The organism is Streptomyces alboflavus (assembly GCF_000716675.1).
GTDB classification, from domain to species: domain Bacteria; phylum Actinomycetota; class Actinomycetes; order Streptomycetales; family Streptomycetaceae; genus Streptomyces; species Streptomyces alboflavus.
Window position 1 is genome coordinate 1 of the sequence record NZ_JNXT01000115.1, and the last position, 11,467, is coordinate 11,467.

The following is an 11,467-nucleotide window of genomic DNA, read 5'->3' on the forward strand; positions in this document are numbered from 1 at the left end:
GCCTCCGACCGTTCGCTGCCCCCGGCGGCACCGGGCCCCCGGCTCACCGCGGCGGGCCCGCGCCCACCCCGGGCCCCGGCCCCGCGGGCTCACCCGCCCCGTCCCGCGTACTGCCGCCACCCGTACCGCCGCCACCCGCACTGCCGTCGCCCGCACTCCCGCCCCCGCTCCCGCCGTTCCGCTTCTCGTCACCGTGCCCCGGCCACCACGCGGCATGCCCGATCAGGGCCGTCAGCGCGGGCGTGAAGATCAGCGCCATGACGAACGCGGCGATCACGATGCCGAAGGAGAGCGAGAAGCCCATCTGGGACAGCGTGGAGTTGCCGGCGAGCATCAGCGTCGCGAACGTACCCGCGAGGATCACGCCCGCCGAGCCGATCGTCGGCCCCGAGTGGCGCACCGCCGTGCCCGCCGCGTCGTGCGGGTCGCGGCCCTCGCGGGCTTCCTCGCGCAGCCGCGAGACCATCAGGATGTTGTAGTCCGTGCCGAGCGCGACCACGAACAAGTACATGATCACGGGCAGCATGAACATGAGGCCCGGTTGGCTGCCGATCTGCTGGAACAGGATCGAGGTCGCGCCGAGCGTCGCGCCAAAGCCGAGCGCGACCGACAGCATCAGGTACCAGGGCGCCACCAGGCTGCGCAGGAGCAGGCCCAGGATCACCATGATGGCGATGGCGGCCACGGGGAAGACGACCGAGTAGTCCCGGTCCACGGCCTTGTTGATGTCGACGTACACGGCCGTCGTGCCGCCCACCAGGGCCTCCGTGCCCGTGGGCGCGTCGTCGTGGGCCGCGGGCCGCAGTCGGTCCTTCACCGTCGCGAGGGCCTTCTCGGAGGCGGGCGGATCGGAGAGCACGACCGAGTACGCGGCCGTCGTACCGTCCTTGCTGACGCGCGGCGCGGCCACCTCGCCGACGCCCTCGACCGACTCCAACCGCTCGCGGAACGCGGCGGGTTGGTCGGCCGCGAGCGGCCGGTCGCCCGTCGACGTCAGATACACGAAGGTCGGGTCGGTGCTGCCCGCGGGGAAGCCCTTCTCCAGGTTGTCCTGCCAGACGATGGACTCCTTGTCCTTGGGCAGCGAGGAGCCCGCGAGGTCGAAGTTGGCCTTGTAGCCGAGCGCGCCGAGCGCCAGGGCGGCCATGAAGAGGCCCGAGACCACCGCCCACACGGCGGGCTTGCGGGCGATCGACGTCCCGAGCTTGGCGAAGCCCGTGCCGTGCGGCTCGCGCTGCCACGACTTCGACGGCCAGAACACCTTCGTGCCGAGCAGCGACACCACGGCGGGCACCAGCGTGAGGCCCGCGAGCAGCGTCAGGAACACGGCGATCGCGAGGGCCGGGCCCATCGAGCGGAGCATGCCGAGCGAGGACAGCGTCAGTGCGGCGAACGCCACGATGACGGCGCCCGCCGCCGAGGTGATGGCCTCGCCGACCCGCTCCACGGCGTGCACCATGGCGCCCTTGGGGTCCTCGCCCGCGCGCAGCGCCTCCCGGTAGCGGAAGAGCAGGAACAGGATGTAGTCCGTGCCGACGCCGAACAGGACGACGGTGAGGAGTTCCTGGATGGAGGAGTCGGCCTTCATGTCGAAGGCCTTGTTGGCCGAGGCGATCAGGCCCGTCGCCATCGGCGAGATCAGACCGATGAGGACGACGGGGAGCAGCGCGATGATGGGGCTGCGGAAGATCACCAGCAGCAGCACGATGATGATCACGATGGTGCCGACGCCGACGAGGATCCCGGCCCGCTCCGAGGCGTCGCTCTCGTCCAGGGCCTGCGCCGCGGAGCCGGTGATGCCGGCCTTCAGGTCGGTGCCCTTCAGCTCCGGCTTGAGGTCCTTGCGGAGCTGCTCGACCGCGTCCTGCTGGGAGGTGTCCTCCGGGTCGGTGACCTTCGGCATGGCGACGATCGCGGTCTGCACGAGCTTGTTCGGCGAGACCTCACCGGGGTCGATCGCCTGGACTTCCTTGACCTTCTTCGCCGCCAGGTCCTTGGCGATCCGGGTGACGTCCGCGGAGTCGGCGGCGGTGATCCGCGCACCGTCCGAGCGCTGGAACACGATGATCGCGCCGATGTTCTGCTGCCGGGGGAAGTCGCGTTCCTGCAGGTCCGAAGCGCGGATGGATTCGTAGTGGTCGGGCAGGAAGCTCGCCTCGTCCGAACTGGAGGTGAGCTTCGGTGCCAGCGAGATCACGGCTCCCGCGGCGACCACCCACGCGAGGATGATCCACCACGGGCGGCGGACCACGAATCGGCCCAGGCCAGAGAACATCGGCAGCTGCCTCTCCTCGGCCCCCGAGGCACGTCACATCCTGCCCAGGATCTTCCGGGGAGCCCGACTCCGCCACTTGGGGGCACGTGGGGGCGCCGTGCGGTGCGCCCGACGGCCCTGCCCGCGCACGGGAGGAGCCGTCCGCGCGCGCGAAGGCCCCGCCACCCGCGTACGGGGGGCGGGGCCGACGCGCGCACAGGCGGCGGGGCGGAACCCGTCAGAAGTTGATCATGTGTCCGGCCAGGCCGTGCACGGCCTCCTTGACGGCCTCGCCCAGCGTCGGGTGGGCGTGCACGTTGCGGGCCACCTCGTGCACCGTGAGGTCCCACTGCTGGGCCAGGGTCAGCTCGGGCAGCAGCTCCGTGACGTCGGGGCCGATCAGGTGGGCACCGATGATCTCGCCGTGCGTGCCATCGCTGATGATCTTGACGAAGCCGACGGTGTCGCCGAGGCCGTGCGCCTTGCCGTTCGCCTGGAACGGGAACTTGGCGACCTGGACGTCGAAGCCCTTCTCGCGGGCCTGCGCCTCCGTCCAGCCGAAGCTCGCGATCTGCGGCTGCGAGTAGGTGGCGCGCGGGATCATCGGGTAGTCGAGCTCCATGGTCTCGGCGTCCGCGAGGGTCTCGGCGGCGATGACGCCCATGGACTCGGCGGTGTGCGCGAGCATCAGCTTCGCGGTCACGTCGCCGATGGCGTAGATGTGCGGCACGGACGTGCGGCAGCGGCCGTCCACGTCGATGGCGCCGCGCTCGGTGACCGTCACGCCCGTGGCCTCCAGGCCGTAGCCGGTGACGTTCGGGGCGAAGCCGATGGCCTGGAGGACCTTGTCGGCCTCCAGGACCTGCTGCTTGCCGTCCTTGGCGGTGACGGTGACGCGGACCTGCTCGCCCGACTCGTCGATGCTCTCCACCCGCGTCGACGTGAGCACGTCGATACCGAGCTTGCGGTACTGCTTGGCCAGCTCCTTGGAGACGTCCACGTCCTCCAGGGGCGCCATCCGGTCCAGGAACTCGACGATCGTGACCTTCACGCCGTAGTTGTGCAGGACGTAGGCGAACTCGATGCCGATCGCGCCCGCGCCCGCGATCACGACGGAGCCCGGCAGCTCGTCGGCGAGGATCTGCTCCTCGTACGTCACCACGCGCTCGCTGCGGCGGGTGCCGGGCAGCAGCTTCGGGGTGGCGCCGGTGGCGATGATGCAGTGGTCGAAGCCGATCGTGGTGGTCGTGCCGTCGGCCTTCGCGACCTGGAGGGTGTGCGCGTCGAGGAAGGTGCCGCGGCCGTCGAACTCCGTGATCTTGTTCTTCTTCATCAGGAAGTGGACGCCCTTGACGCGGCCGTCCGCGACGGTGCGGCTGCGCCGGAACGCCTCGCCGTAGTCGAAGGAGACCTCGCCGTCGACCTTGATGCCGTACGTCTTCGCCTCGTGCGTGAACAGATGCGCCAGCTCGGCGTTGCGCAGCAGCGCCTTCGTCGGGATGCAGCCGACGTTGAGGCAGACCCCGCCCCAGTACTTCTCCTCGACGACCGCTACCCGCTTGCCCAGCTGGGCGGCGCGGATGGCGGCGACATATCCGCCGGGTCCTGCTCCGAGCACGACGACGTCGAAGCGGTCATCCATGGGGTGGTCCTCTCTGCGTTGCACAGTTGCCTGGTACGGATGGGTCGATCATCCGTCATCCGGGCGTCGCGATGTCGGCCGGGTCAGCCTTGCGCGGGAGCGCCGCCCGTACAACTCACCGGCGTCCTCGGATCTTCCGCGCAGGTCGGCGGGGATTTCCCGGGCAAGGGGGAGCCCCGTCAACACCTGTTGACGGAAACGGGAACCGCCACCCACAATGGCCGACATGATCCAGCACCTGACGACCGGCCTCGGGCGTTTCAACGTCCCGTGGCGGCGCGGGTGCGAGCGATCGGGCTGTTGACGCGACCACCGCGACCCCGCGGCGCCGCGCCCCCGTGACCGTACGTTCTGCGTACGTGTCGGGCCCCGCGCCGAAGCCCCGTTCGCCCGGCCTGTGTCCGGCCCGGTCCAGGCCTTTCGCCCGACGCGAGGATCATCACCATGACGGCTCTGCCCACGTCCACCGCCGCACCCCACGACGCCCCGAACCCGCCCGGCCCCCTCCGTGAGGTCCGCGTCCCCGCCGACGGCATGTACGAGGGCCGCCGCACCCTGCGCCGCCTCCCCGACGGCTGGACGGAGCGGCCCTACGAACACCTCGACGTGGTGCCCCGTGGCCGCGTCATCGGCGCCGAGATCCGGGGGGCCGACCTCACCCGGCCGCTCGACCCGGCGGTCCGCGCCGAACTGCACCGCGCCCTCCTGGAGTGGAAGGTGCTGTTCTTCCGCGGCGCGCACCTGACCTCCGACCAGCAGCGCGCCTTCGCCCGCTGCTGGGGCGAGTTGGAGACCAACCCGCTGCTCGCGCGCGGCGCCGCCGATGACGTCGTGCGCTTCGAGAAGGGCGGCACGGCGGCACCCACCTTCGAGAACGTGTGGCACGCCGACGTCACCTTCCGCGAACGGCCCGCGCTCGGCGCCGTGTTGCAGCTCCGTGAGGTCCCGCCCGTCGGCGGCGACACCATGTGGGCGGACATGGCCGCCGCGTACGACAACCTCCCGGACGGCATCAAGGCCCGGATCGACGGGGCGCGGGCCGTCCACGACTTCATCCCGGGCTTCGCACGCTTCTACGGCCCCGAGCAACTGGTCCCGTACCAGGACGAGTTCCCGCCCGTCACCCATCCCGTGGTGCGCACGCACCCGGAGACCGGGCGCCGGACGCTGTTCGTGAACACGTCCTTCACCACGCACATCGTCGGCATGGACCGTGCCGAGAGCGACCGGCTCCTCGGGCATCTGATCCGTCAGGCCCATGTGCCGGAGTACCAGGTGCGCTGGCAGTGGCAGCCGGGCGACATCGCGTTCTGGGACAACCGGGCGACGCAGCACTACGCCGTCGACGACTACGCGCCGCACCGGCGGGTGGCGGAGCGGGTCGCGATCGCGGGGGACCGGCCCTACTGACCGCGGGGGACCGGCCCTGCGGACGCGGGGGACCGGTCCTGCCGAGAGACGCGGACGGGGCGCGGGCCAGGCCGCGCCCCGGGCGGCCTCAGCGGTCGCACGTGAGCAGCCACTTGACCTCGCCGTCGTGCCACTCCTCGGTGGGCGCGAGCCCGGCGGCGCGGGCCACGGCCGCCGAAGCGCCGTGGTCGGGGTGGATGTGCGCGAGGACGCACGTCACCTCCGGCAGGCCGCGCAGCCAGGCCACGAGGGCCCGCGCCGCCTCGGACGCGATGCCCCGGCCCTGCCAGGGCGTGCCCACCACCCAGGCGATCTCGGCCGCGAGCCCGTCGGCGGCCTCGCGGGGCCCGACGGTGGCCTGCACGGTGCCCGCCGGACGGCCGTCGGCGGACACCCTGATCACCCAGTTGCACCAGGAGACCCGCGGGTCGGGCGACCCGGCGACCATGCGCGCGTAGCGGGCCCGCAGCGTCGCGAGGTCGTCCGGGGCGCCCCCGATGAACGTGTGCAGCTCCGGGTCGGCGAGCACCGGGGCCAGTTCCTCGGCGTGCGCGACGCGCAGGGGCTCCAGGGTGAGGCGCGCGGTGGTGAGGGGTTCGGCCTCGACGGTGTGTCCCGCGCGGTTCATGTGTCGTCCCCCGTCGTCGTACTCATCGATGTGTCATCCGTGCGTCAGGACTCCTCGGCGACCGGTTCCAGGACCACGACGGGCAGGATCCGCTCCGTCTGCTCCTGGTACTCGGCGTACCGGGGGAAGGTCTCCACCGCGCGCTCCCACCAGGCAGCGCGCTCCTCGCCCTCGGCCACGTGCGCCTCGTACTCCTTGACGACCGGGCCGTCCTGGAGCCGGACGCGCGGGTGCGCGAGCACGTTGTGGTACCAGGCCGGGTGTTTGGGCGCGCCGCCCACGGAGCCGACGGCAATGTAACGCGTGCCGTCGCTGACGCGGATCACCGGGGTCTTGCGGATCTTGCCGGACCTGGCGCCCCTGGTGGTGAGGACGACGGTCGGGAAGCCGTGCATCTCCAGGCCCTCGGTGCCGCCGCTGGCCTCGTAGCGGGCGACGTGCTCGGCCACCCAGTCCCAGGCGTTGGGCTCGTACTCGCCGTCCAGGGTGTCGTGTGCGGTGCTCATGCGCGGGCTCCTCGGGTCGGGGGAGTGGGGGAGGCTCGTGGACACGGCCGGGGTGCCGCTCCGGTGCTCGTCAACCACAGGCGGCTGCGAACCCTTCCCCGGCCCCGCTCAGGCGGAGCCCGTCCCGTATACGTCGAGCCGTCCGCACATCCCGAACCGGCCGCGCTCGACGGGCTGTTCGGCACGCACCCCGGCGGCGGCGAGGTGGCTCGCGTCGCCCTTCGTCAGCGCGTCGAGCTGGGCGCCGGTGGCGGCTGCCGCCGCCGCGGCGCCGGTGCGCCAGCGCTCGCGCCACGCGGAGGTCAGGGGTGCGACGAGCGTGGCGGCGGCCCGGTGGAAGGCGGCGAGGGGCTCGGGGTCGCCCGCCTCCGTGGCGGCGCGCAGCGCGGTGAACCCCTCGACGGCGAGGTCGCGGCGGCGCCGGGCCGCACGCGCCACGGCCGCGTCAGCGCCGTCCTCTCCATCAGGTCCATCGAGTCCATCGGGTCCATCGGGTCCATCAGGGTCGTCCCGGCCGTCCTCGTCGCTCCCGTGGGCTCCGCGGGGCGGCAGGGCCGTGGCGGCGCGGTACGTCTCGGGGTCGGTGAGCAGGTGCGGCGGCAGGGTGAGCACGGCGTCGCCCGCCTCGGGCAGGCCGCTGTTCTGCATCAGGACGTGGAGGGTCAGGCCGCCCTCGTTGACGAGCCGGTGGATCGTCCCGGGCGTGAACCACACGAGCGCGCCCGGCGTCAGCGGGGTCTGCCGGAAACCGGCGGGCGTCAGGGTCTGCACGGCGCCCCGGCCGCCGACGACCGCGTAGCCCTCCGTGCAGGTGAGGTGGAGGTGTGGGGTGCCGCCGCTCAGGCCGTCGGCGGCGGGCCAGTCGTACACGCGCAGCAGGGACACACCGATGCCGCCCGGCAGACCCTCGTATACGGCGGGGTCACGGCGGGCGGGGGGCACGGGCCCCGGGGTGGTCGGGGGCGCGGGGCGCGGGGGCGTCTCGGGGGTGTGCACGGCGGGGGCCTCCTCGGGCCGGACGGGATCCGGTTCCCGGACAGGATCGGGCAGGTTCCGCCGGAACGACCCGGGCGGGAGGGCACGGGTTGTGGCGTGGGCCCGGCGGCGGGCAGAGCCGCGGCGTGCGGGCGGGGGGAAATTGTGCGGCCCCCGATGCTCGGGACATCGGGGGCCGCGTACCTCGGCTTCCTCCCCCCACGAAAGGTTGCCGAGGGGTATGGGGGTGGACGGATGATCCGTCAGAAGTTGAGCAGGGCGCCGTCCGCGAGGGCCGCCTTCATCGAGCACGGGTTGCCGAAGGTGGTCGTCCACGCCACGTGCTTGCCCTGCCAGACGCCGGCCGCGGAGACCACGACCGGGTTCCACTCCTTGGTGCACGCGACCTTCGGGGCCTGGTCGACGAGCTTGTCGAACCGCGCCTCGACGGCGAAGAGTTCGGCGCACGCCGCGCGCGGCGCCGGGTGGGTGCCGGTGGCCTTCGGCGCGCAGCTGAGGGTGACCGCGCGCTGCACCGTCGCCGTGGCGGCGTCGTCGCCCTGGCCGACGGTGAGCACGAGGTCCGACGGCGCGAACAGGCCCGTCGGTGCCGGGGTCGCAGCACCGGCCGCGCCCGTCGAGACCGCCGTGACGGTCAGGACGCCGGCGGCCACGGCTACGGCCGCGCTCACGGTCTTCGGGAGGTGACGCACTTTGACGCTCCTTCAATGCGGGTGGGAAGTACGAGAGTTGTGTTTCTTGTGGGTTAAACCAGGTGTTACGTGGAGATTGCGTGTGCCGTTCCTGGTTGCGGTCGGGAGTCTTGCAAGTGCGCTGAGTAAGCGGCAAGCGGATGGTCGATTTCCGGATGAGTGCGTCCGTTGAGCGAGGGCCGAATGACCGTTCGGGCAGCTCAGCGCGGCCAGTCGCGGTGTGCGGAGGCCGTCCAGAATGTGGGATCCGTCAGGTGGTATAACCAAGAACAACACGCTGACCTGGGAAAATGAGCGGTTGGTCGTTTTTCTCGGCGCGGCGTTCGACTGGAAACCGGTGCTTGACCGCGTGGGTGTTGAGGAGCTAGTACGCCTGTGAGGCGGGTGGGGTCAGTGTGACGACAGTGGATCCCCGGGGCGTTCGGGCGTGCGGGACGTGAGGCGTCGGGCCTGCTCAGGGGCCATCTGCTCGCCCTCGTCGAACGCGGTCGTGTACGCCGCCCCGCCCAGCTGCGCCACGGCGGCGGCCGCCACCCGGTCCACGTCCCGGCGCTCGCCCTCCGGGAGCGGGGCGCCGACGGAGGTGCGGGCGGCCGCCGCGGCGCCGAGCAGCGTCGCGGCCGTGCGGTGCTCCCCGGCGGCGCCCGCCGCCCCCGCGAGGCCCTCCAGGGCCAGGGCGAGCGCCCGCGCGTCCCCGAGGCCGACGGCGACGTCGAAGCCCTCCGCGTGCAGCGCGTGCGCCTGCGCCGCGTCGCCGCGCAGCTCCGCCACGAAGCCCAGCTCGGCGAGCGCGAGCGTCGTGCCCGGCCCGTAGTCGGCCCTGCGGAACCAGGCGAGGAGGTCGCACATGTGCTCCTCGGCGCCCGCCAGGTCGCCCTCTCGGCGCGCCCCGAGGCCGAGGCCGATCCGCGCGTCCAGCTCGCCGGAGCGGAAGCTGTGGTCGCGCGCGAGCCGCAGGGCGCGCCCGTGCGCGGCGCGGGCCTCGTCGAAGTCGCCCGTGAGCAGCGCGATCCGGCCAAGCCCGGACAGCCGCTTGGAGGCCTCCGTCCAGAGCCCGAGGCGCTCGGCGATGGCCAGTCCCTCGCGGTGCAGCCGGGCCGCCGCGGCGTAGTCGCCCGCGATCTCGCTGAGCGTTGCCAGCGGGAAGACGGTCTGCAACTGCCCCCATTCGTCGCCCAGTTCGCGGAACAGGCGGGCGCTGCGCGCGCTGTCGCGGCGTACGGCGGCGAGGTCGCCGTGCGCGAGCGCGTGCCGGGCCCGCACGCTCAGCGCGGCCGCGGTGCCCCAGGTGTCACCGAGGGCGGAGAACGCGTCGAGCGCCTCGTTCACCAGGCGCTCCCCGGTCCGCACGGCGCCCGCGCCCAACTGCGCGGAGCCGAGGATCCACAGGGCGGTGGCGCGGCCTGAGGGGTCGTCGAGGTCCTGGTGGGCGGCGAGGGTCGCCTGGAGGAGGCGGGTGGGTTCGTCGTGGGAGGCGGGGGTGGCGTGGGTGGTGGGGGTTGTTGTGGTGGCGGTGGTGGGGCCGGTGTCCGTGCCCGTGCAGACGTCCGGGTACGCGTCCACGCCCGCGTCGTCGCCCCCCTCGCGCAGGGAGATGCCGGTGCGCCAGGCGAGGGCGAGGGCCCGGGCGGCGGCGGTGGGGTCGGGGGAGGCGGCGGCTGAGGTGGGATCGGTGGGGGTGGAGGTGAAGGTGGGGGGCTCGGGAGCGGCAGGGGAGTCGGGGGACGCGGGGGTGCGCGCGCCGCCCGGCGTCAGCGCGAGGGCCGCGTCCAGCGACCTCCGTGCCTCGGCGATCCGCCCCCGCAGCACCCAGTACCAGGCCAACGCGTTCACCATGGCCAACGCGCGCTCCACCGCGCCGCGTTCGACCGCCGTGTCCAGGGCGCGGCGCAGATTGGCGCTTTCCTCGTCGAGGCGATCCAGCCACCGGCGCTGCTCGGGACCGTGCAGCGAACGGCCCGCCGTGACGGCGAGTCCGGCGTAGTGGACGCTGTGCCGCTCGCGCACGTCGGCGGACTCGCCCGCCTCCCGCAGCTGTTCGGCGCCGTACTCCCGGACGGACTCGAGCACGCAGTACCGAGGCCCGTCCACCCGGTCCGACGCCACCACCAGCGAGCGGTCCACGAGGCGGGAGAGCAGGTCGAGCACGTCGGCGCCGCGCACGGCGCCGCCCGCGCTCACGGCCCGGGCGGCGGTGAGGGTGCAGCCGTCGTGCACGGCGAGGCGCCGCAGCACCGTGCGCTCCGGCTCCGAGAGCAGCGACCAGCTCCAGTCGATGACCGCGCGGAGCGTACGCTGCCGGGCGGGCGCCCCGCGAAAGCCGCGGCCGAGCAGGGCGAACCGGTCGTCGATGCGGGACAGCAGCCCGTGCACGCCCATCGTGCGCACCCGCGCGGCCGCGAGCTCCAGCGCCAGCGGAAGCCCGTCGAGCCGTACGCACAACTCGGCGACGGCCTCCGCGTCGTCCGCGCCCAGATCGGCCCCGGAGCCGAGCCCGGCGCGCTGCCGGAACAGCTCCATGGCGCCGGCGAGTTCGAGCGGCGGCACCGCACAGACCCGTTCGCCGCTCACGTCGAGGGGCTCCTGGCTGGTGGCGAGGACGGTGAGCCCGGGCACCTCGCGCAGCAGGCCGTCGGCCAACTCGGCCACGGCGTCCACCAGATGCTCGCAGTTGTCGAGCACGAGCAGGAGCCGCCGTCCGCGCAATGCCTCCGTGAGCCGGTCGGCCGCGGCCACCGGCGCGCCGGGCTCCTCGTGCAGCCCGATCACCCGCGCCACGGCCTCGGCCACAGGGTCGACCCCCACCCCGGGCCCGACTTCGGTCCCGATCCCGACCTCCGCCCCGGCCCCGGTCCCAGCCTCTGTCCCAGGTCCTGCTCCGGCCTCCAGACCCGCGAGCTCGACCAGCCACACCCCGTCGGGGTAGCCGTCCGCGACCCCGCCTGCCGCCGCGACGGCCAGGCGCGTCTTGCCGACGCCCCCGGGTCCGGTCAACGTCACCAGCCGGGTGGCGGTGAGGAGTTGACGCACCTCGGCCACGGCGTCGTCACGACCGACGAGCGGGGCGACCGGGGCGGGGAGGTTGGTGCGGGGGGTCGGGGCGGGCGCGGCGGTTGCCGGGACGGGGGAGCGGGCAGCCGCGGGCGCGGGTGCCGATGTCGCCGAGGCCGAGGGCGAGGCGGAGGCCGAGGGCGACGGGGGTGTGGCGGCTGGTGACGTGGTCGCCGAGTCCGCATGCGCGGCTGCTGCCGACCGGACCACCGCCGGACCGGCCTCCCCGGCCACTGGCGAGTTGGCGCCTCCGGCCGCCGCCGGACCGGCCTCCCCGGCCACTGGCGA

Annotated in this window: 8 protein-coding genes and 1 pseudogene; 2 read left to right on the top strand and 7 right to left on the bottom strand. The window is 73.5% G+C overall.

The window, feature by feature from the left end; all coding sequences use genetic code 11:
* Positions 1–43 precede the first annotated feature (43 nt).
* Both OO63_RS40605 and lpdA read right to left on the bottom strand, forming a co-directional pair.
* Complete coding sequence (locus tag OO63_RS40605; RefSeq protein WP_051811782.1) at positions 44–2,275, bottom strand: MMPL family transporter; 2,232 nt, start codon at positions 2,273–2,275, stop codon at positions 44–46.
* 217 nt (positions 2,276–2,492) lie between these two features.
* A complete protein-coding gene (lpdA, locus tag OO63_RS40610; protein ID WP_030362432.1) occupies positions 2,493–3,896 on the bottom strand; it encodes a dihydrolipoyl dehydrogenase in 1,404 nt (467 codons plus the stop codon).
* Positions 3,897–4,430: 534 nt separating this feature from the next.
* Between lpdA and OO63_RS40615 the strand changes: the two genes are divergently transcribed.
* Complete coding sequence (locus OO63_RS40615) at positions 4,431–5,306, top strand: TauD/TfdA dioxygenase family protein (protein ID WP_030362433.1); 876 nt, start codon at positions 4,431–4,433, stop codon at positions 5,304–5,306.
* A gap of 88 nt (positions 5,307–5,394) precedes the next feature.
* Here the strand turns inward: OO63_RS40615 and OO63_RS40620 are convergent, their stop codons facing one another.
* From OO63_RS40620 to OO63_RS45795, 5 genes are all read right to left on the bottom strand, one after another.
* Positions 5,395–5,934 carry a GNAT family N-acetyltransferase gene (locus OO63_RS40620; protein WP_030362434.1) on the bottom strand — a complete coding sequence of 180 codons (540 nt, stop codon included), beginning with the start codon at positions 5,932–5,934 and terminating at the stop codon, positions 5,395–5,397.
* Positions 5,935–5,978: 44 nt separating this feature from the next.
* On the bottom strand, positions 5,979–6,440 hold the full coding sequence (locus OO63_RS40625; RefSeq protein WP_030362435.1) for a nitroreductase family deazaflavin-dependent oxidoreductase: 462 nt from the start codon (positions 6,438–6,440) through the stop codon (positions 5,979–5,981).
* A 108-nt stretch (positions 6,441–6,548) separates the two neighbouring features.
* Positions 6,549–7,382: a cupin domain-containing protein gene (locus OO63_RS40630; protein ID WP_030362436.1), complete on the bottom strand. Its 834-nt coding sequence runs from the start codon at positions 7,380–7,382 to the stop codon at positions 6,549–6,551.
* 296 nt (positions 7,383–7,678) lie between these two features.
* Positions 7,679–8,128, bottom strand: a complete 450-nt coding sequence (locus tag OO63_RS40635) for a subtilase-type protease inhibitor (protein WP_030362437.1) — start codon at positions 8,126–8,128, stop codon at positions 7,679–7,681.
* A 390-nt stretch (positions 8,129–8,518) separates the two neighbouring features.
* Entirely contained in the window at positions 8,519–11,167 is a 2,649-nt protein-coding gene (locus tag OO63_RS45795) for an ATP-binding protein (protein WP_051811784.1), read from the bottom strand.
* Positions 11,168–11,213: 46 nt separating this feature from the next.
* Between OO63_RS45795 and OO63_RS46465 the strand changes: the two are divergent.
* Positions 11,214–11,467: pseudogene (locus tag OO63_RS46465) on the top strand (sigma-70 family RNA polymerase sigma factor); the annotation flags it as partial.